This is a genomic window from Providencia sp. PROV114 (assembly GCF_032704305.1).
In the GTDB taxonomy this organism is placed as follows: Bacteria; Pseudomonadota; Gammaproteobacteria; order Enterobacterales; family Enterobacteriaceae; genus Providencia; species Providencia rettgeri.
Genome location: NZ_CP120528.1, coordinates 3,875,921 through 3,898,408, shown reverse-complemented (window position 1 = coordinate 3,898,408; position 22,488 = coordinate 3,875,921). Strand labels below are relative to the sequence as shown.

General features: G+C 43.4%; 13 protein-coding genes and 1 pseudogene. 7 read left to right on the top strand and 7 right to left on the bottom strand.

Translation table 11 applies throughout. The features are described 5' to 3' along the window. Position 1: 1 nt before the first annotated feature. From P3L37_RS17490 to P3L37_RS17480, 3 genes are all read right to left on the bottom strand, one after another. Complete coding sequence (locus P3L37_RS17490; protein ID WP_272667488.1) at positions 2-2,860, bottom strand: DEAD/DEAH box helicase; 2,859 nt, start codon at positions 2,858-2,860, stop codon at positions 2-4. A gap of 223 nt (positions 2,861-3,083) precedes the next feature. Further along, positions 3,084-9,410: a DEAD/DEAH box helicase gene (locus P3L37_RS17485; RefSeq protein WP_272667489.1), complete on the bottom strand. Its 6,327-nt coding sequence runs from the start codon at positions 9,408-9,410 to the stop codon at positions 3,084-3,086. Beyond that, positions 9,410-12,769, bottom strand: coding sequence for an STY4851/ECs_5259 family protein (locus tag P3L37_RS17480; protein WP_272667490.1), 3,360 nt, complete (start codon positions 12,767-12,769; stop codon positions 9,410-9,412). The genes P3L37_RS17485 and P3L37_RS17480 overlap by 1 nt, the downstream gene beginning before the upstream one ends. Before the next feature lie 213 nt (positions 12,770-12,982). Here P3L37_RS17480 and zorA2 point away from each other — a divergent pair, with 213 nt between their 5' ends. The 3 genes from zorA2 to zorE are packed head-to-tail and all read left to right on the top strand — an operon-like array spanning position 12,983 to position 16,444. After that, a complete protein-coding gene (gene zorA2 / locus P3L37_RS17475) occupies positions 12,983-14,635 on the top strand; it encodes a type II Zorya anti-phage system protein ZorA2 (RefSeq protein WP_121875047.1) in 1,653 nt (550 codons plus the stop codon). A gap of 6 nt (positions 14,636-14,641) precedes the next feature. Next, positions 14,642-15,349 (top strand): type II Zorya anti-phage system protein ZorB2, encoded by a 708-nt coding sequence (gene zorB2, locus P3L37_RS17470; RefSeq protein ID WP_108478858.1) that lies wholly within the window; start codon positions 14,642-14,644, stop codon positions 15,347-15,349. Between the two features lie 3 nt (positions 15,350-15,352). Beyond that, entirely contained in the window at positions 15,353-16,444 is a 1,092-nt protein-coding gene (gene zorE, locus P3L37_RS17465) for a type II Zorya anti-phage system protein ZorE (protein WP_108478859.1), read from the top strand. A gap of 88 nt (positions 16,445-16,532) precedes the next feature. Here the strand turns inward: zorE and P3L37_RS17460 are convergent. Continuing rightward, positions 16,533-16,691: pseudogene (locus P3L37_RS17460) on the bottom strand (integrase); the annotation flags it as partial. A 67-nt stretch (positions 16,692-16,758) separates the two neighbouring features. On the opposite strand from P3L37_RS17460, the gene P3L37_RS21440 reads away from it, so the two are divergent. Both P3L37_RS21440 and P3L37_RS21435 read left to right on the top strand, forming a co-directional pair. Further along, entirely contained in the window at positions 16,759-16,989 is a 231-nt protein-coding gene (locus P3L37_RS21440; protein ID WP_410479532.1) for a transposase, read from the top strand. A gap of 159 nt (positions 16,990-17,148) precedes the next feature. Beyond that, positions 17,149-17,490 (top strand): hypothetical protein, encoded by a 342-nt coding sequence (locus P3L37_RS21435; protein WP_410479531.1) that lies wholly within the window; start codon positions 17,149-17,151, stop codon positions 17,488-17,490. Positions 17,491-17,658: 168 nt separating this feature from the next. Here P3L37_RS21435 and P3L37_RS21430 read toward each other — a convergent pair whose 3' ends face one another. The 3 genes from P3L37_RS21430 to P3L37_RS17445 all read right to left on the bottom strand — a co-directional run bounded on the left by P3L37_RS21430 (position 17,659) and on the right by P3L37_RS17445 (position 19,726). Continuing rightward, positions 17,659-18,060 (bottom strand): putative zinc ribbon protein, encoded by a 402-nt coding sequence (locus P3L37_RS21430; RefSeq protein ID WP_410479551.1) that lies wholly within the window; start codon positions 18,058-18,060, stop codon positions 17,659-17,661. Between the two features lie 275 nt (positions 18,061-18,335). Then, on the bottom strand, positions 18,336-18,572 hold the full coding sequence (locus P3L37_RS17450) for a helix-turn-helix transcriptional regulator (RefSeq protein ID WP_272667491.1): 237 nt from the start codon (positions 18,570-18,572) through the stop codon (positions 18,336-18,338). A 113-nt stretch (positions 18,573-18,685) separates the two neighbouring features. Continuing rightward, complete coding sequence (locus tag P3L37_RS17445) at positions 18,686-19,726, bottom strand: inovirus-type Gp2 protein (protein WP_272667492.1); 1,041 nt, start codon at positions 19,724-19,726, stop codon at positions 18,686-18,688. 754 nt (positions 19,727-20,480) lie between these two features. Between P3L37_RS17445 and P3L37_RS17440 the strand changes: the two genes are divergently transcribed. Together P3L37_RS17440 and P3L37_RS17435 are read left to right on the top strand one after the other, a co-directional pair. After that, positions 20,481-21,449, top strand: a complete 969-nt coding sequence (locus tag P3L37_RS17440) for a hypothetical protein (protein WP_272667493.1) — start codon at positions 20,481-20,483, stop codon at positions 21,447-21,449. 267 nt (positions 21,450-21,716) lie between these two features. Next, the gene (locus P3L37_RS17435; protein WP_181488648.1) at positions 21,717-22,445 is read left to right on the top strand and encodes a DUF3944 domain-containing protein; all 729 of its coding nucleotides are present in this window, start codon (positions 21,717-21,719) and stop codon (positions 22,443-22,445) included. The last annotated feature ends 43 nt before the right edge of the window (positions 22,446-22,488 follow it).

The following is a 22,488-nucleotide window of genomic DNA, read 5'->3' as shown; positions in this document are numbered from 1 at the left end:
ATTAGCCCTCCGCTCCGGTGATTACAGCAATAACCTGGATGTAGGGTTCTTTTTCGGTGGTCATGGTGTCCTCAATCCATTGGATATAACTGTCAAAATTGTGTTCGATTTCGCGCTGACGTTGTTCTTTGCGGCTCTGTTTCACTGAAAGCTGCTGTTTATTATCGGCAAAATCCAGCTCCAGTTGACTCAGCTGACGCCCACGCAGAACGTCCAGCTTTTGCAGATGTTCATTGAGCTGCTGATTGATATGCTCCTCAAAAGCATTTCGATCGTGAACAAACACATCTCGCGCATGGTCGATCGCCGCTTCCAGCAGATCCTGTTGACGTTGATGGTTACGATCTTTGCCGCCGCCGTTAGTCAGCTTGCTACTCAGTTGCGGATGTCGTTTCAGGAACTCAGCAAAAGGCAGGCTACCACTTAACGTTTCGCGGTTAAAGCTCACTACCAGCCACGGGTTCACCATCGGGTGCGACTTACGGTTCGGGAACAGCCCGGAAAGGATGAAGTGATCTTCATCAGGCTCAAACAGGTGCGGCAGACGCAATACCGGGGCCTGGTGGCGACCAAATGAGGACTGAATTTTGTCGTCTAACCACTGTACGACCGGGTTGATTTGCCAGAGGTACTGCACATCGGGCCAGGCGTGTTGCTCACCGCGCGCACGTGAAATAGCTTCCGTGATAACCGTTTTGTCCTGGCTTAAATAAAGCTGCCAGTTTTCCGGCGCAATTTCCGGCGGCAACTGGTTAAAGCGACGGCGCAAGTCCTCCGGTGCGACCAGCGATAACGTATTATCATGCAAGGTATTGTATTGCACGGTCTGGCCGCAGGCCTTCAGATAGCCCAGCGCTTTTTCGCAGTATGCCTGCTCATTATCAAACAGGCTAATGTCGCTTTCGGTCACGGCTGAGGCATCGCTGGACACTGCGCTGCAGATTTCGCCAAACAGGTCGTTTCCAGTATTTTCAGTGACATTGCTATTCAACAGGTCGTCGAACAGGCTGGCGCCATCGTCCTGCATCATGAATTCAGCAACCTGCTCTTCTTCCTCTTCCTGGGTAAATTTGCCAGTAAATTCGGAACTGTCGCCGATATTCTTCTGCGCCTGTTCGTCTTTATTGATCAGCACTTCCAGCACGCGCATATCACCGTTGATCTGCGGTTCACTGGCTTCAGTCAGCAAGTAACGGATCTGTGGCTGGTGTTTTTGCCCGTAGCGGTCAATACGTCCGTTACGCTGCTGGAATACCATCAGCGACCAAGGAATATCGAAGTGAATCATTTTATGGCTGAGGTGGTGCAGGTTGATACCTTCAGACGCGACATCCGAGCAGATGAGCAGGCGTAGCGGAGACTGGGATTTGCCAAACGTTTCGACGGTCTCCATCAGAACTGTATCGCCCTGATCGCCTCGCAACGTGGCAATTTGATCGTCTTTCAGCTTGAGATCGGAACGCAGTTGCTGCTCAAGGAATTCGAGCGTTTTAATACTTTCGGTAAAGATCACCAGACGATCTTCCGTGTTGTTCGCTTTCCAGCGAAGATCGTTACGGATGGTCTCCAGCAACAACTGATACTTGCTGAACTGACTGGCATCAATATTATTGAGTGCCAGCAGCAGTGACTCTAATTCGTTAATCTGGCTCTGACTGTTTATCTCTTTGCGGTTCTCAAGCCGCTTCAGGCGGTTAGCCACTACGCTGGCACATGCCATTGGGCTGGAGAACAACGCTTTTTCGAGCGTGATTTTAAACAAGCGGCCTTTGTTTGACTGGGAGTTTTCATCATCGTCGTCACGGAACTGGCTCTCAACCAGACGATGATAAGCCTCCTCTTCAGCCCCGGTTGCCGGGTGAGTAAGTTTGACGATATTACGTTCCGGAAACTCGCCAGACATCTGATCTTTTACGTCTTTTTTGAAGCGACGCACGACCAGATTTTTATCGGCAAAATCAGCATATTCATACTCTTTCGTATTGGCAATGGCCGTCGGGTCGAGCATATTCATCAGGCTGGCAAAACTTTCAGCCTTACCGTCATGCGGCGTAGCTGAAAGCATAATCAGCGTATCGCTAAGCCCGGAGAGCAATTTTGCCAGTTTGCTGCGCAAAGAGCTGCTTCCACGTTCAGCGACATTATGCGCTTCATCGATAACAATAATATCCCACCAGGCGTTTTCCAGGTGGTGGCGATATTCGATGTCTTGTTTCAGAGTATCGATGGAGATAATGGTCTTATCGAAATAGTGGAACGGATTGTGGTTGGTTGGGATGCGGTTACGCACCTTTTGTAGACCAGCGGAGTCAAGCCGCGTCAACGGAATAGCAAAACGGCTCCAGAATTCTTTCTGGAATTGCGTAAGCATGGATTTAACCGCCAGCACCAGAATGCGTTTGCCGCGCCCACGGCGAATCAGTTCTGAAACCAGAATACCGGCTTCCAGCGTTTTACCCAACCCTACCGCATCAGCAATTAATATCCGCTGTCGCGGCTGCGCCAGTGCGATGCGCGTGGGATCGAGCTGAAAGGGCATTGAATCCATCGCAGCCTGATGTCCAAAATGGACTTTGCTGTCAGTCGGTACGCGTTGGCGTAGCTGGCTCTCTATGTACAACTGAGCCGCCTGGTAATTGGCTGACTCATCTTCCACCAGATTTGTTTTTGCTGGATCGAGAATCTCAACTTTTTGTTCCAGCTTTGTCAGAAACAGCCCTTCTTTACCGCGTACCAGCTCCGAAATGCCATCACAGGTCAGCAGGTTGCCACCATCACCGCTGTCATCTGCCCGGCGAATGCGCCACTCTGCATCACGAATAACCACCCGCATTCCAGGTGCATAATTTTGCTTATTCATCGGTTTTTCTGTCTGTATGAGGCAGTGGTGATGACACTATCCCGAGCGATATGTCTCTGCACACTGCGATAAAAAAGAGGGCTTTAAAGATAACATGAAAAGTGGCGTCAGGGGAGATAAAATGGAATGTAATACGCAGAAATAACGCATAAATTTCAAACAGCGATAGTTAAAAGTGAGCTAGGTCAACTCCCCCACCATGAATAGGTGGGGGAGCGTCCGTTTAGCCTGCGATGATATAACTCTTCAATCCATTATCCGGGGCTATAACCAATGCCCGGCATGTTGCCAGGCGCTCGACCTGATTCGGTATTCGTCCTGAAAAATCGAAGAATGTGTCACCTGTACAACGCCAGTAACTCAGTCCCATATCAAGTAACACATAATGTTCACTGCCATCGCTGAAGGTCACGGTCAGTTCACGTCCGTGATCGGTGTTCTGATTATCTCCTGCTAACCATGAGATTTTCCCTGACCAGGCAGGCCCAAGGTAGCCCTCTACCAGCAACGTGGTCATAACATGCTGGCGATCCTGCTCATCAAGCCATGCGTTATAGAGTGAATCGTGTTGGCGAGAACTGTACTCTAACTTTTTAACTGAAACAGTGAGTTCGGCGCGTTCTGCCAGCCCCTGTTCAACCAATTCCGTCAAAATTTCACCTAACAAACGTACAGTAAACGGGCTATTGAGATAACGATCACTATAATGGACGTGCGTAATTTCGCGTCGATTGGCAAAAGCCTTCTTCCAGCCAGCATGCTGCTGAGCTATCAGTGCCCAGAAACGCGAACCAAAACCTTCCACCTGACCGTCAAGTTGTTGGCAGAGATTGATGCGTACCGCCCCGGCGGGTAACGCTGGCAGTAAGTCTTCTGCACTCAAGGTCTGACCCAAGAATATTTTTCTGGATGCCCCTTTAATCGTCACTACCGGCGATGCCGAGCTTTGTCCCCATAATTCACCGGGCGAAACGGTGGCATTGTCGTCAGCGGCCCACTGTTGGGTTTGCCCCTCACGAGTGACCTGTGCCAGCAAGAGCCCTTTCCCTTGCACAAGTTGCGTAGTGGCTATAGATTTCACTCGCAAGCGTTCACCCGGTATCGCCGCCAGCGCGGAAAGCTGATGTCTGGTGCTATCAGCTAAGTTTTCCAGCTGCGTGGCAATCAGCAACTCAACATTGCCCCCAGAGGAAGCAAACTGGAGTAACTCTTTAAATAATGGCCATTGCGCAAAATTCCACTGTTCCTGCGACCCAGCAAGGACCAACGAGCAGGAATCATAAACCTCGCTGTTTAGGCATTGCGCAATACGCAAACTGAGTGGGTTGGTTTCAACCCGGCTACTTTCTCCGAAGTACTGATATTCTGGCGCGAGATTAAGCCGCTGTAGCCGAAGATTAGTGAGCAGGGTCAATGCCTGGTAACGATCTAATTTGCCGACATAATGCTGGCTATCGTAGCTGAGCAAGCAGTGGTGACAGAATTTATCGCAGCTACAATCGAGCAATTTTCTGGCGTAATTAAAGACATCCGACCAATGATCGATCAATTGCACTGCATAACCCGCACCACCAGCATTATTATCGTAAATAAAGATAGAATATCCGGTGGGGCCATCAATATCGCGCGCTTGCTGCGTCGTCACGCCCAGCTCAGTATTTTCGATACCCAATTTATGCGCTAATCCTTCACGCAAAGCAACCGCAAGGGATCGAGCGGCAACATCATCAAGGATCAATTGACCATTATCACCATTGAGTTGCAGCTCAACCATATCCGTACGACTGCTATATCCCAACCACAGATCTTTATGAACATGACCGTGGCACAATTTATTGTTCCCCTGCCGATCATTACTACCGCCTCTCAACAGGTAGTGCGTATTTTCTTTCTCCGGGTTCTTTAGATTCTCCGGAGTACGCTGGGGCTGAGTTTGAGATTCTGCCCGGCCACAGGAAAGACAAATTGCGTAGCCATGACCAAATTCACCCTCACTGAAGTGGAACAATTCCCCGCTATGACTAAAACGGTAACGTCCGAGTCCAGCATCGGGTAAGGAGACCCATACCGAAGAAGGTACAAGAACACGAGGATCTTTCCAGGGAAGTTGCGCAGGCATGGATACATCATTATGTGCCTGATAACGAATGTCTGTCGCGAAACCGACAGGCTGTAAATACCGCTTCACATCAAGCTGCTGTATATCTGCCTTGCAGTGGCAACATTCGACAGGCCGGGTGGCGCTGGTCGCTCCCGCGCCGCATTTACGGCAATGCCAGAACCACGGAATATGATGATCGCCAGACAGCTCCTGCCCGCTGGCAAGTACTTTACCAAGCATAATACCCGAGGAACGATACACTTTTCCGCTCAATACCACATCAGCACCAGGAGCATATTCACGTAATGCTGTGGGCAGGTCACGGCTGGGCAGTTTTTCAATGCGGCGAGAAAAGTTTTCTCCCCCTTCATTAGGGTCAGCCTGAGTGGCTTTTATTGTGCGACGTCTTTCCAGTTCATCCGCGGTCAGATAATTGAAATTGACCACGCCAACCGGGAAACCATGACCCGGCAGGAACGCTTCACTGATGAGTTTAGAAAACAGATAAGCACCGCGATAATCACGAAGCTGATAAGTGATGGCTTTACCTGCTGGCGTTTCTTCCCACGCGCTGTTATCTGCTTTCAACGCTTCGACGTTTTCCAACAGTATGGCAAGTTGGCTTCTCCAACGAGTATCAACCAGCTGCATCATCGTTTGCGTACGAGTCAAGAGCTGTGGCGGCGTCAATGGCATCAGTACAGTTCCCTGGGTAAGGCGTTTAAGTTTATCCGCCAGCTGATCGGCCTGATGATTTAACCAATGGAGAAAACGAAGACACTGGCTATCATCACCTTCAAAGAACCATTTACAACTCAGTTTTGTCGCATCAGGAACTTCAGCTCGTAAAAACGCACCTAAAACCAATGCGTTAACATGCCGCTGAACAATACTACTGCTACCAAAACGAACCCGTGGGGCACTCGCAACGGTGTTGAACGCCCAGAGAGGGTCTTTGAATACCTCCATTCCATGCGCGGTGTTTTTACATAACGTAATGGCGGCAGATGCGCTTTCACCGCGACGGCCAGCACGGCCAGCACGCTGCAAATAATTCGCCGGAGCCGGAGGAACGTTATTCATCGCGACCAAACTCATACCACCAATATCCACGCCCATTTCCATGGTCGTGGAACAGTTCAACACATTGACTTTCCCTGCTTTAAATTGTTTTTCATTAAACTGGTTCTTCTCTGGTGTTCGCTGCGCTGAGTGTTCCTCCAGACGATACCAGCTATCTTTCAGGGCCAATCGATCACTGCGAGTAGACCATACCCCCTCCTCCCGAGCATGTTGAATGCGTTCATTACATTCCAGCCAGTGCAGGCGCTCTTCTCGCGCCATTTCTCCACCACCAGATAAACGCCAGTGACGCGCAGGAAGCTCAGGCATTTCAATCAATACAGCTTTTTCAGGTGCTATCTCTTTGCTACCTGGTAAATACGGAGAATAACCCAATAAAGTGACATCTAACGCACGGCGAGTATAGGGGCAACGCCAGACTTGCTTTGGACTATAAAATTCAGCTTGTTGTTTAATGTCCAATTGATAACCCGATTCAAACTGACGCAGGCATGGTCGAATAGCTTCCCAGACCTCATTCATTAAGTAATTAACCAGCGCTTTCCAGTGAGCCTGCTCAGGCTGTATTGCCGGAAAGACAGCAATTAATAGCTTAATGACCCGGTTATAATGACGATCGCGTATTTGTGGCCAAAGTTGATCACGTTTCTGCCCTTTGTATTTTTTATCTGGCCCCTGCAGCATTTTTACCGGGAAACGTGCTCCCATCCAGCGAGGGTACTCCTCGTTTTCGTAAAAAACGGCACTGTTTTCACGTATAAAGAAATCAAGGGTAATCTTCAATAAATTACGCCATTCCGGTAATTGCTTATCGGGGTCGGGTAATAATGTCTTCCAGTCCTGCGGGCAGGTTGTGACTTTATCAATAAATGGATAGTGAATGGCCACCAGCCCCAGACTTTCGAGGGTCCAGGCATTTTTAGGGCGGCGACCAAACTCACTGTATAAACAAAAATCAGCAAACTGTTGTTTAGTAAGCTCAAGTCCAGACAAGTCTTTAAAACTGCCTCTCATTCTGTCCGCAAGGTCCACACTGCCAACAAGTTGTTCAGACAGAGTTTGCCACGACATGGTTTTCTTCTGCTGATTGCCTGAATTGACGAGGAGTATTTGCATTGCTTCAGCATGTTCCTGACTTAAGGAACTAACCATCGGCTCGATAATTCTAAGCGCCTGAACGTCTGCTGGGCTAAGCTTCTCATTCGAAACCATCGCTTTTCTCAGTGCGTCGATGGAATTTTTTAACGGAGGGATAGAAAACTGGGTAATAAAACTCTCTAACAATGCACAATGTGCCGGACTGAGCTTTACTGATGGCTCATTAATATTTGCCAGTTCCTGATAACAAAGGGTTCGTAACGTAGCTTTATCTACGTCCTGCTGTAATCGGGCAGAGATACGGGCGGTTCCCTGACGTGAATCCGTAAAGGTGAGCAAACGTCGACCATTAAACGGTCCTAACTGCTCTTCTCTTGTTTGCGGTAAAGGCGAAAATTCAAGCAGAGTAGGAATAATTTCATTTAAAAAAAAGGGTGCACCGAGTCGAAGCGGACGGAACAAAGGATTATTTTTCCGTTGGGTGTCACCACAACAAACACAAGCAAAGAAATTATTGCGTCCCTCACCTCGAGATTCAGGTCTTAGCAGATTTATCTCATAGTGCTTTTGCGCCTCGCGGTCGATTTTACCCGCCGTCGCTTCCTCCAGTGAAATGATATATTTTTCACCATCGCTCGCTATAAGACGATCAAATTGGGAGTTATTTTCTAATTCGTTGTTATCTTCATCTTCAGAATAAACATCGAGATCAAGAGCGAACTCATCCTCTTCGGCAGCAGCAGGTTGCGCCAACAACCAGCTCGTTCCATCACCGCGCACTTCCTCCTTGGCAGACAAATAAGCTGAACCACACCCGGAGCAACGTAAGATTTCAAATACAGGCGCACCACAGTCACAATATTGGCGTTGTTCAAACCATACCTGACCAAATGGCCAGTCACTCTCACCTAATTCACTCGCTTTATGTGCGCATTGTTTATTTGAACATGCCCATAGGCCCGCGAGTGTTCGGATAAACCCATGCATACGTAATGGCGTAAAAGCTAGTGAAAATTTAGATTCACCCTCTCGCGATTTCGCCATCAGATCGAGAAGCTGCAGCAGCTCACGGTGATTAATGTCTGGCCAGGTTCTTTTGGCAACATTGAGCAATTCACTCAAACGTACCGCCAGGCGTCCGGGGCGAGTTAACGCCTGACGCAATTGCTGGGCCACACGGTAATTGCACAGCTGTTGGTAAAGTTCCTGAGAACTTAGTGAGTTAAGAGATGCTAAAGATGTGGGATATTCATGACGAATAAGAGACTCCGATATCGGCGGTATTTGTCGATAGCCGCGAACTACTTTTACATCACGTTCTGTGACCCCCGCGAGATCGGCAACAAATTTAGCAAGTTCTTTATTACCTTCAGGAGAATCTTCACCAATAGTGGCCGAGGTAGCAATGATTTGCACAGGTTTATCTGTACCAGGTCCAACATTGAAGACCTGCATGACGCGACGTAAAAGCAGCGCTAATTCAGCTGCCTGAGAGCCAATATAACTGTGAGCCTCATCAAGGACGATATACTTCAGCATTCCCTGGGACTTTTCAATGACAGGGGCATCTTTGCGACGAATCAGCATATATTCCAGCATCGTGGTATTCGTCACCATGATGGACGGTGGGGCTTCATAAATGGCTTCCCGACTCAATGCCTGTTCAGGTACTTTGAGCTGGTCTTCCTGAACTTCATATTTGGTATGCCGGGTTTCGCCATTATATAGCGCAAAGCGTATCTTCCCTTTAAACCCGCGAGTCCACTCGCGAAGCCGCTCTTGCTGACTATTTATTAGCGCATTCAACGGATACAAGAAAATAGCCTGCGTCCCTGTTAGTGACTGCCGGGTCAAATTTTGCTGACGAATAAGATCTTCCAGCACCGGCACCATAAAACATTCTGTTTTTCCTGACCCTGTACCACTGCTCACTAATAGGGACTGCTTGTCTTCAAGAATCGTTCGCCACGCAGTTAGCTGATGACGAAACGGCACTGGCGCATTGCTCAAAGCATCAACCAGCGGGCTGGAGATCAGTTTGTCACGCAAATCCTCCATTGTTTCATCCGCAGGCATCCAGCCAAACGTACTTTCGAATACCGGATCTGCAAGCAGTGACCCCCCCAGACCTGGAGGCTGGGAATATTGAGATTCCAGATATTGACTCAACGACTTGCTCCGCAATGCCAGCTGATTTACTACCGACCTCACCGCACGCTGATGAAGCTGATTTAGAAGTGGCGCATAATGCAGTTGCTGAACGTTCATCAATGACATACTCCAGCTTGTTCAAAATAATACTGATAGATAACCCCCAATTGCTGCGGGGCTTGCTGATAGTGAAATTCAAAAAGTGCAGTTAGCTGATGCATAAGTTTATTGTTTCTTTGGGAGAGCAGCGCCGCGACTAACATCAAATTAAAACGTTTTTCAAAACGAGTGTGATATGTGTTTTCGATCCAAAATTTATTAAAAACAGATTTAAGGTCTGGAGTAATAGCACTATCCCAAAGCTCTTTAGAAAAAATGCTGACACGTCCAAAACTATCTGGGTTTCTTAATAACATCTGTTTGGCATCATTAAACTGCTCGCGGCTTACAGATGGCAATACAGTGCAACCTGCAGGTAATATCTCACTATGTGTAAGCAACATATTAGCGATGGGAACTAATCGACGATCGATATGCGCTTGATGATTTATAAATGCAATAAATGGCTGTAGTATATTTAATGCAAATGCCTTATCATTAATCTGTTTTTCCAGAGAATACCAACACTGTTCAAAGACATCTTTCCATATTGAAACAGGAATCCATCCCCATGAGAAGGGTAATTCCTCCTGTATATCATAAATAGCATCACTATCCCCAGAAAGACATGATGATATTAACAACTGAACAACCACGCAATAATTACTCGAAATTTCTCTAAATAAATCCAGTTCCAGCAAAGGCAAGCTATTATTCAACTTATATTTTTTAATGTACTCAACCAACAAATAACAAGAGTTTTGCAAAGGATTATTTTTCATTTCCAAAAACAGCGCATTACAATATTCCTTGCGTTGTTCTGGCGATGCGTTGAATATAGCATTTAGAAATAAATCATCTGTCTGTAATGTAGGTAGCATCCATTTAATCACTGGTGCAATACGAATTGCACCATCAATTTTACCCACAATTAACCATGGGCCACCTTGATTATTCAACGTCGAGAAATCATAACCAGACTCATCTTTTTTCAGCAGGACTGTACATAAGTCAGGAGTATTAAGAGAAATGGCTTCAACAACCATGTCGTCTATTTTATGGTAAGGAAAAACAATAGAATCTTTTATATCAACCAGCAATCTTTCATCACACTCAATAAAACGGCCATCGTAGCGTTTAATATTGAGTGTTGTTTTGTCCTTACCAAATCTGTCAGAGTAAAAATCAACACGTAATGTACTATCATTTTTCCATGCACATGCAAGCATGGCGTTCAGCAGATTATAATTCTCATAAAGTGAAATCTGTTGCAATTTTTCATTACGGCCAGATAACAATGGAATATCCGCATGTAAATAATGAAATTTTTCAGACATCGGGTTTTCATCCAACAACTCGATATTAAGATATCCTTTCCCGGCACAAGATATTGTTAACAGCTCAGCGTCCACGCCATGCAAATGTGCTATAGATGCAACACCGTCAAAATGAACAGAACCATCATTACTTACAAACCGTCCACCGCTAACGGGCTTAGGTAATAACAATTTAAGATTAGAACCATCTTTCCAGGATACTCGTAAATTGATGGTGCTCTCTAGCATCTGTGATGAATTACAATCAATAACACACTCGTTTTGCAAATAATCTGATTTAAGTGTTACTTTTTCATTGTTTGAATATTTATCAACCCTTGCATCCGTTATACCAGAGAGTACAATAACTCCTTGCTGAGCAGTCTCGGGAATAATTTGAATATCGAAATCTGCTGGCAAAATCACAACTTTACCGCTAAATAAAACCTCACCATTGACTATTCGCCTGACTTCTATCTGCCCTTTCGGCATTACTGATGCGACAGAAAACCAAGAGTTGTTACCTGAACGAATAGATCGCCAAAAAAGTTCGTTCTCTGGTACAATGCCATGCTGCATATCCTTTTTCCAGCCGATCTTTGGCCAGGCACGATGGACAGGATAATCAGATTTTACCAGATCGATCTCTGTCGGTTTTATATAATACTCAATTGCAGAATCATAAAGTTGCTGCGTGCGAATCGTACAAACTGCGCCATCATGTAAAACAACGCTGAATACTCCGCTTATTTTAGTTAAGCTACGTTCACTATTTTTCAGCAACCTCGGGATATCAAACTCACCTTCTCCACTAATATCCAAATGACTATTTGTCGGTAGCGAAATAAACAGAGAGTTTTGCCTGGAACTAACAGAGCCCATGCCGACAAGTTTTAACTGCGATTCGCTCTCATTCATCGCTTCAAAAACCCATGGTAAATCTTCGGTAAGCTCATAACCCCCTTTGGGAATTACGTGACCTAGCAGAATCGGCCCTTCATGGAGCGACAACGATATTTCGGTCATCGCATCTGCCCCAGAGAGTTTTTGCATAGCGAAGGGTAATAACTCTACTCGCCAATCTTGCTGTTCATAACGGCTTAGCATTGCCAACCGGGCCCCACCATTTCTCCATTTTGCAGAAATGATGAGTCGTGTCTGTTCCGGCTGAATATTGCTTTCAAACAGGGATATTAACTGTTCAGTACGTATTGTGGCCGGAAATCGAAACCGGGCATCGCAATACCAACTGTCATCAACATCAACCCATATCCTTTCAACCAGCACATTGCTTGATATACGAGGCTCTGAAGATTGAGAAAGTAATCGTCTTACAATCTCTGAGGCATTCTCTTCCGGGAGTACCAACGGAAGTTGAAGATGCCAGTCAGGATATTGTTTGCGTAGTGAGGAAACGGGGTCCTGACCATGAGTGGGATGCTCATTGAGTAACGTATGAAGTGTCTCGCAAAATTCACCAGCTATTTCATAGACGAGTTCATTTTGCATTGTCACAGGAATAGTGTCGCCCAGTTCTTGTGCGATTATTTCCGCAGGACGCCTTGACGATTGCCCACGTAGTGCCTGATAAATTCGTCTGAAATAGGTTATTAAATAGCCACTTTCATTTTCAATCATCCGGATGGGCAAACCGCCTTCGCAAGCCAGAGTATGCAGATAACCCGATGCTTGACCCAGACTTCTCACCTTTCTTTTCCAGTAACGAATCCCATCATTTACCAGCTTTTGCCGATGTGCGTAAGGTACCTTCCAGCCAATCGATTTTAAAATAACGTCCCATCTTGGATGTCCTGCAGTATGGTTACGGCGGATAAACTCAGCGGCGTATATGCTGAACAAAACATCACTGTAAGAAATGAATATGGTTTTGGGGTAGTTACGTGGAACATGGGCACGAAGAAGAGCAGCCAAACTTTCATACTCTGCATCATGACAACGGTAAGCATACAGCGCCCTCCCATCAGCTCCGGGTAATGAACGACTGCTAAAAAACGCATTGAGCCATCGCAAAAGTGGGTTAACTGGAGTTTTCACAAGCAACCTTCCTTCGATTGATACAATTAGTAACAGATTACTATGATTGCAGAAAAGCTCAATGCCTGAGACCAACCAAATATGATAGAAATCATGTATATCTTGGCGAAAGTTGATACAATCAACGAAGATTCACTGGCTTAAAGGCCATATATTTTACAAGGTGTACATGCAATTTTTACACCAGCATTACTAACTGTGATTATTACAGGAATAACAATGTTAGCTCAGCTTTTTGAACATTTGTTTCAATCAATTGATTCCACACTCGTCACAAACATTTTTATTTGGGCTGTTATCTTTGTATTTTGTGCTGCTTGGTGGTGTGATCATAAAAATATTCATAACAAATTCCGAGAGTATGCTCCAACATTAATGGGAGCATTAGGCATACTGGGTACTTTTATCGGTATCATTATTGGATTGCTTAATTTTAATACTGAAAGCATTGATACCAGCATCCCTGTATTATTAGGAGGTCTTAAAACAGCATTCATTACCAGTATTGTTGGAATGTTTTTCGCAATTTTGTTTAATGGATTAGATGCTTTCTTTTTTGCCAATAAACGTCGCCTATTGGAGGCGAATACTCCAGCGTCGGTTACTCCTGAGCATATCCATCAAGAATTAAAAGAACAAAATAAACATTTAGTGAAGTTAATCTCTGGCATGAGTGGTAGCGAAGAGGGTTCCATTGTTGCCCAAATAAAACTACTGCGTAATGAAATCAATGATGCCTCCCGGGCACAAATATCTAACCATTCTAATTTCAGTAATAAGCTCTGGGAACAATTACAGCAATTTGCAGACCTGATGGCAAAAGGAGCAACCGAACAAATTATCGATGCCCTTAGGCAAGTTATTATTGATTTCAACAATAATTTAACTGAACAATTCGGTGAGAATTTCAAAGCACTTGATACTTCTGTAAAAAAACTTGTCGACTGGCAGGAAAACTATAAAAACCAAGTTGAGCAGATGGGTGAGCAATACCAACAAAGTGTTGAATCTTTAGTCGAAACCAGAAAAGCTGTCGCAGGGATCTGGGAAGAATGCAAAGAGATTCCTCTTGCGATGGCTGAGCTTCGTGACGTGCTGCAAGTGAATCAGCACCAAATTGGTGAACTCTCCCGTCATCTGGAAACCTTTGTCGCCATACGCGATAAGGCAACTGATGTTTTACCTGAAATTCAAACAAAAATGTCTGAAGTGGGTGAACTCTTAAAATTAGGTGCCGCGAATGTCAGCGCGTCTCTTGAACAAACCAGTCAGCAGATACTTATCAATGCTGATTCGATGCGAGTTGCCCTTGATGAAGGCACTGCAGGTTTCAGACAATCAGTGACTCAGACACAGCAAGCTTTTGCATCAATGGCGCATGATGTCAGCAATTCCTCTGAAACTCTTACCAGCACGCTAGGAGACACTATTACGGAGATGAAACAAAGTGGTGATGAGTTCCTGAAATCTCTGGAAACACACTCAAGAGAATTGCATCGAAATATGGAACAAAACACTACTAATGTTATTGATATGTTCAGTAAGACAGGTGAGAAATTTAATCAACAATTATCCAGCAATGCCGATAACATGTTTGGTTCAATGCAATCTTCGTTTGATAAAGCAAGCGCGGGACTGACATCTCAGGTGAAAGAGTCAATTGAGAAATTTGGTAGTTCAATTAACGAGCAGTTACATGCTTTTGAGCAAGCAACAGAGCGCGAAATGAATCGTGAGATGCAATCACTAGGGAATGCTCTGCTCTCAATCAGCAAAGGTTTTGTCGGTAACTACGAGCGACTACTCAAAGAGTATCAAGCTGTCATGGGACAACTGCAAACATTAATTTCTGCTAATCAAAAACGAGGATAATTGCTAATGGATAAAATCCTTGGCAAGCAGGCCCCTAAAAAAGATCAAGATAATGAACATTGGGTTTCAATGTCAGATTTAATGGCAGGTCTGATGATGGTATTTATGTTTATTTCTATCGCCTATATGCACTATGTGCGTATTGAAAAAGAAAAAATTAAAGAAGTGGCTGTCGCCTATGAAAATGCTCAACTTCAACTCTATAATGCACTAGAAACTGAGTTTACAAAGGATTTGCCAGCTTGGGATGCTGAAATTGACAAACAAACTCTTGAGGTCCGTTTTAAATCACCCGATGTCTTATTTGGTTTAGGTAGCACAGAGCTTAAGCCAAAATTTAAACAGATCCTTGATAATTTCTTCCCTCGCTACCTTAAAGTTCTTGATAACTACCAGGAACATATTACTGAAGTACGTATTGAGGGACATACAAGTACTGACTGGAGTGGAGCGTCCAATTCTGACATGGCCTATTTTAATAACATGGAACTCTCGCAAGGGCGAACACGAGCAGTACTGCAGTATGTCTATGGTTTAAAAGAAAGCGCAGCACACCAGAAGTGGGTAAAAAGTAAATTTGCTGCCGTTGGATATTCTTCCGCACACCCTATTCTTGATAAATCTGGTAAAGAAGATCCCAATCGCTCTCGCCGAGTAACATTTAAAGTTGTAACAAATGCCGAGTTGCAGATTAGAAAAATAATTCAGGAGTAAGAGATGAAATTATCTATCGATATTTCTGAACTTATTCAGTTAGGAAGAAAAATGTTGCCGGAAGGCGTTGATTTTTTCCTTGACGAAACGCCTGTAGTTTTTGATCCAATTGATATCGAACTTTCTACAGGTAAAGAAGTTAGAATTGAAGATCTTGATCCCGGCAGTGGTCTTATTTCCTACCAAGGGAGACAGGTTCTTTTGTATATTAGAGACCATACCGGACGTTATGATGCGGCTATTGAAGATGGAGAGAAAGGGAAGCGATTTCATATTTCCTGGTGTAGAACATTAGATGACATGCGCCAAAAAAATCGATTTGAACGGTATCATGCAACAAATCGTGTTGATGGCTTATTTGAAATTGATGATGGACTCGGTCGGAGCCAAGATGTCGCTCTTAAAGTTTGTATGAACTGCCTAGAACGCCTTAATTACAAAGGAAGTATAGATAAACAACAGAAAAGATTAATATTTAAATCATTTTCTTTGAATGAATTTTTTTCAGATTATAGTACCTGCTTTCGCCATATGCCTAAAGGAATCTATGATAAATCAAATAGCGGCTATGTAGAAAATTGGAAGGATATATCCAGAACTACTCGAGAACAAGCTAACTACAAATGTAGTGATTGTGGTGTGAATTTAATGTCCATGAAAAGTCTATGCGATGTTCACCACAAAAATGGTATTAAATATGATAACTCAGCTGAAAATCTACTCGTCTTGTGTAAAGATTGCCATCGAAAGCAACCTTTGCACGAAGGAATATTTGTCACTCAGGCTGACATGGCAATCATTCAACGCTTACGTTCCCAACAAGGGCTTTTGAAGGCTGAATCCTGGAAGGATATTTACGATCTGACAGATCCATCGATTCATGGTGATATAAACATTATGCAACATAAAGGATACCCGCCACCAGTTCCGGGATTAGACTTACAAAACGCGGAGCATGAAATTATTGCCACCGTAGAAGCTGCCTGGCCGGTTTCAAAAATTGCAGTAAATTTAACACCGTTAAAAGTCGATGGTTGGAAAGTATTCTCCGTGGGAGAACTCGTTAAAGAAATACAATCTGGGGTTATTTTCTAATTATACAACCCAAGTCTGAACAAACAGCAGTTGATTATTTATACTAATCTCTGTAAATTTTGACTTGGGTTCTCTTAATAATTCATATTTATCTATCGTCAAAAGACTGTTTGTAAATCTTAGAATAATCAAATGGTGAAGTCTGCTTCTCTCGATTTGCATCCAGATAATCAGCCCACCACTGCAACATCAACCTACGCTCCCCAAGATGTTCCGCCTTATGGATGTAAGCTGCTCGCACTGAAGTGGCATAGTTAATTTGGCCACCTGACTAGAGGTGATATTCTTGCCTCAATAACATCACAGGTGAGCACATGGTTAAGCAATATTCAGCAGAGTTTAAACTCGAAGCCGCTAAAATGGTGGTTGACCATCATTACTCCGTGGCTAAAGCCGCACAGGCAATGGGCGTAAGCCTTGCCGCACTTAATCGTTGGGTTAAAAAACTGAGATTAGAACGACAAGGTAAAACACCGACGGGACTTCCGCTTACTCCCGAACAGATTGAGCTTCGAGAGATGAAAAAAAAAGATACAACGTCTTGAAATGGAAAACGAAATTCTAAAAAAGGCTACGGCGCTCTTAATGTCGGACTCACTGAAAGATTCGCGATAATTGACAAACTAAGAGCGCATTACCCCGTTACAACGCTCTGCCAACTTTTTGAGCGTCATCGCAGTAGCTATCGCCATTGGCATCATCGAATGAAGAATGCCGTACCGAATGGAGTGCGAGCGATTAAACGGAGCGTAGTCAAAGACGCTTGGAACTTAAGTGGAGGCTCTGCGGGCGCAAGGACGATTGCGACGATAGTGACAACGCAGTACGGTGTAAAAATGAGCCGTTATCTTGCCGGTAAGCTAATGAAAGAGCTTGATATTATGAGTTGCCAACATATGAAGCATCGTTATAAACGCGGGACAAAAGAACATGTCGACATCCCTAATTTACTCGACCGCCAATTTGCCGTCACCGCCCCCTGTTCTGCGCAACTAAATCAGGACACTTTTCTTAAGGAATTTTCATACACCACTGGCGATAAATAATTATTGGCCGTGTGTGATAGCGTAACAGCCGTTCCTCGATATGAAAATTCAGCCTTAACTCCTCTTCTTCGGTGAGCTTATCAGGGTAGGCTTAATTTTGGTGGCAGTACCGTGGTCACATTTAGCGAAAGCGTGATTGATTAACCTAACACCATGAGCATTAAAAGGTCATAATGGAAACGATTTTTCTGTTTTAGGCTGATGTTCCTCTGTTACATTCTGGGCAGGAATACACCAAATCCCCTCATGGCACTTCGGGCAACATTTTTGATTGTTTGTAAAATACTCACGACACTGCACACAAAACCAATCCGTGATCTTTAAAATAGGGGACACTGTTCGAACCTGTGTGCTCAGTCGTGCCTTGTCTTCTAAGCTCTTGATCTTACTGATGACCCGCGGACAGTGCTCTGCGCTCTGAGGATCAGAATGGGTAAACCATGACTCCGTTGGCGTCTTGTGCAGTGTGACGGGCTCACCGCAGTGAGCACAGTAATAGTTTTCTCGTGAATAACTCGGTTCTTGGGTGGCTCCCGCGAAACGATTGTTCTGCGTTAAGGCTAGCGACATTTTGACTTCGTGTAATTTAAGCATGGTTGTGCTCCTTCTGTAAAATTTAAACTAAACGTTCTGAGTACCCAACATTCAGGATCCACACTCGGCAACCCACCTTGAAACTTAGAAGACCACTGAGCTGTGCCTTCATGCGTATCGAGCCAGGTTCGTATGTTTAGGGCGTAGCTTTGCCTAGAGCGCATTCAATCGCACCAGGTGTGGTTGAAATTGAGTTGGTGGGTAATGGGTGGGTATGTTATGGAAAATGCACGGCGACTCGCTCTAGCGCCTTAGGATTCAAGAGTTGTGTTGGCTCCTCTCGATTCATCAATGCGTGCTTGTAACCACTGTACGACTTCACTTTTTAACCAGCGCGACATACGACCAAACTTGATAGGTTTGGGGAACTCACCCTCTTGGATTAATTTGTAGAACCACTTATCCGTTAATCCTGTTAGTGCGGTGATAAATTTCATGTCAATAAATTGGTCATTAAGTAATGCAGTATTTTCAGTTTGCGTGCTCATGGTAAAACTCCTGTTTTTAATGTGGATAAAAAGCAGGAGCGATATCGAAAAATGGGATGTGGATATCACTCCACATCATTAACCGGATGTGTAAAAAATAATTTGGTTGCTAACTACTGGCGTTTTCTCGGTTTGATTTCGCCTCGCCAAAAGGTGCGTTTGAGTTCAGGCACAGCCAGACGGATCCATGCATCCGCTTTACATAAATACCTCACTGCATTGAGCAATCCTTTCTTACTCCCCTCATCAGCACGTTTTAGTAAGCCAATCCCTAGTTCACGATACTTTTCTTTTTGGTAATTACAGTTAAAGTACAAACCCGCCCACTCTGTAATACGTTCTTGCCAGAGTTCACCAATGAGTTTACCCAGCGTGATGTCTCCCCAAACCTTTTGACCGTTAAAGAAAAATAAGGCGTGATAATGAAATCCTTTTTCCATGCCGAATTCCAATTTCAAGATATACCCGACACAGTGTGAAAAGAGTGGGTTGCTATTAATGGCTTTGTACAGGGCTTGGCGATGCTGGCGCAGGTGATGAGCTTTGACTTTATGACTAATTCCACTTTTGTAAGACAGATCTACTCGTACAACTAACAGTTTGGAGTAACGTTGATACAACGAGTCAATGTATTGCTGAGCTCGTCTGTAATTCTTCTGAGCGCCTTGCTCGAAGATTCGGACTTGCTTTTTGTAGTCAGGGCTTTTTAACGTGCTTTGGAACTCATGGAAGGCCTCGTTAAGCCACTGAACGTGTTCAGGGGTATCTACCAACCAGTATTTATCTTTGTCTGTGAGTATGTCGCTTAAGCGGTATTTGTTAGCAAGAGAGATCAAGAGCACAAGAGTGGGATGCAAGCGCTGTATTTGCGATATTTTCATTGATTGAATGTAACGGGTGAACTTGAGCGTTTCTAAAAAGAGCTCACCTTTGGGAGATGTCGAGGTGAGTTTTAAGCGTGGGTTTTCAGGCGACAAAGGAATGCCTTGATATAAATCTAATTTATGAGTTAGACGTTTTGAAAGGTGTTTAATATTTCCCATGAGCAGTGAAACCAATTCACGTAGTGAGTGGTCTCGAGTGAGCGTTAAACGGTCATGTTCAAACGTAGTTGAGAGAACAACTTGATTTAAGTGTAGTGCACGATTTGTCATTTTATTTGCCTGCGATCGAATAAAGGTTCGTATCATCAGGCAGGGGAGTTATTTTTAATTTTTAATTTTTAATTTTTAATTTTTAATTTTTAATTTTTAATGGATATCAATCGTGATTGCTCAGTAAAAGTAATAATCATAGTTGGTGAATAGCTTAAAAGGTTTAGGGTTTTACAAGGGTAGATTAAATAGGTATTTAAAATAAAAGGATTAGCATGTAAAAATAATTAACACTGAACTGGTTTGTTGCGTTAAGCAAATGACTATTCTATTTAAAAGCCATCCTTCTCTGAAGGTAATGTTAATAATCTGAGTATTTTTATTTATCTATGAATTTAACTTTATGCTCACTAATTTTACTGGCATATGTGTAAGCAGGTTTTACATGTGGTTTAATTGTATAAATTTACCAATTGAATATATTAATAATAAACAATCCTACATTTAGAACGGTTTACCCCTAAATAAAATATGATTAAATACCATTCATAACGATAGAAAATACGAATTTAAACAACTATAATGAAAAAAAGTTAGGCCGCTTTTTTCAGGCCTAATAAAACACCAACCTCCATTAAAAGGCCTTGATTAAGTGTTGCTTTTGTAATTTCGTATCAATTTAGCTACTATTTTAGTATGATTAAAATACGATTAATTAGAATAAATAATTCATTTTCACTACGATGTTCACATAAATTCAAACGGTATTATGACAATATTAAGTCAACTTGACTACATCGTAACAGGGTGAAATATGAATGATTTAAAAATTATTTTTGATAACCTATTAAACTCAAATAACATTGATAAATGTAAATTCTTTATTTGCCATGTCATTAGAATGGATAACCTATTAATTGATAAATATAGACACTATAAATGTGAGAATCTGGCATCTACTAAAGAGTTACTGAAGAAATTAGCTAGGGAAATTCCTGCAAATAGAGAAGGTGAAGTTTTATTCATTTATGATTTCATTGATGGAAATATAATTGAAAACACTGATTTTATGTGGCTTGAAAATGACAAGGCTGCTTGCTCATTTTTTTGGTGCTATTTAATTATTGAACAAAGTTATTTATTAAGAGAACGTCGTCTGGAAAGTGAAGATTTTAGGGATGATAATTACATCGATGGTTTAATTAATACCGATTGGGTGAAAGAATTAAAGTTAGTTGATAGTAATAGTAGCCATAAAGAAAGATTTATCTCGATTAAGCATTTTTTTAATATTGCATTTTTAGATATCGATAAACATGAAATCATGTCGAAAATAAGAGGTCATTGGAAATTAGCTTATGAAGAAATAAAAGATTTAAAATGGTTACCTGATGATTATAAATCGCTTGAATGGACATGGGATTATCTGAGTAAATATACGAGTAATCAAAGAAAATCTCGTCGGCATGTTTCAATTTTTGAATTTTTACCCGTAAGAAATCTTAACCCTACAAATGAGAAAGAATATCGTTTAGCGATACTTACTGCATTGCGGATTTGGCAACCTGAATTTCATGCAGAGAAAAGATTATTGCTTCAAGATATGAGTAAAGCTTGGCGACAGCGAAAGTTCAGGGCCGAAAGAGAAAATAAAAAGTCGCTAAATTGTTATTTGGATGTCAGTGTAAAAAATCACTTAGATGAATTAGCAAAAGCCTATGATAAAACCATTGTCGATATGGTGACATACCTGATTGAAAGTGAATATCGCAATTCAAAATGATAAACATGGGACTGGCTGCTTAGTCAGTTTCTTTCTTGTTTGATTAGCTTTTTACTTAAATTGATACGAACTCAAGAGAATCTCACATACACAATACTAGTATGATATAAAAAATCGATATTATATCAAACAATTACGAATTTCATGTGACACCCCCTGTCATTTCCCTTCATTTTTCCCCCGAAAAAAAGTCAAATAGCCGGACATAACCTGTCCGGCGAGGTTGCTATCGTGGTGTTCTCTTTTTCAAGCTAGGGAATAACACTGATGGCAACTTACCGATTAGATACCGATTTAGCGTTTTTACGTGAATGCAGCAATGAAGAACTGGGCTTGCTTGTATCCGTCCTAACTCACGACAGCAAAGACGGACAAAAGCGTTGGACTGAAACCTTAACCAGCTCACCTGAATATCAACTCTACCATCCGGAGCACCAGCAATACTGGATGTCGATTGCGGCAGAGTTGCAAGCCTTTGGAGCTAACAGTTTGATGAGTCTCGTTCGAGGCAATAAGGGCGTGCTATACCGTGAAATCTTACAGGATGTCTGTGACCACCTTGATGTCAATTATCCTAAGGAGGGAAATACCGAAACCTTGGAATTAAACTTGTTATTGAAAGTGTTAGAAAAAAGCTTAAATGAGCTGACGACAGAAGAGCTACAAGCTTTCTCTCGTGATATGCAACTTAACCTCACCAACCCCACACCTCAACTGATTTTGATTGCGGTTCAAGCGGCTATCCGTACCTCTGGCATTGCAGCACTGGAAGTGGCCACACTCTCAGCCATTGGCGTGATTAATGCGCTCGGCGGGATTGCCACCATTGGTACACTCTTTGCTGCACACCGAGCACTTTCCTTGATTGCGGGTCCGATTGGTCTAGCGGTGAGCTCGGCATGGCTTGTCGCTGACCTAGCAGGCCCCGCTTATCGCGTCACTGTTCCCGCCTGCATCATTGTGGCGTACTTACGGCAAAAAGCCTTATCACAATAAGGTTTATCAATCCCATTCTATCCGCTTGCCGGAGCTATTTTAA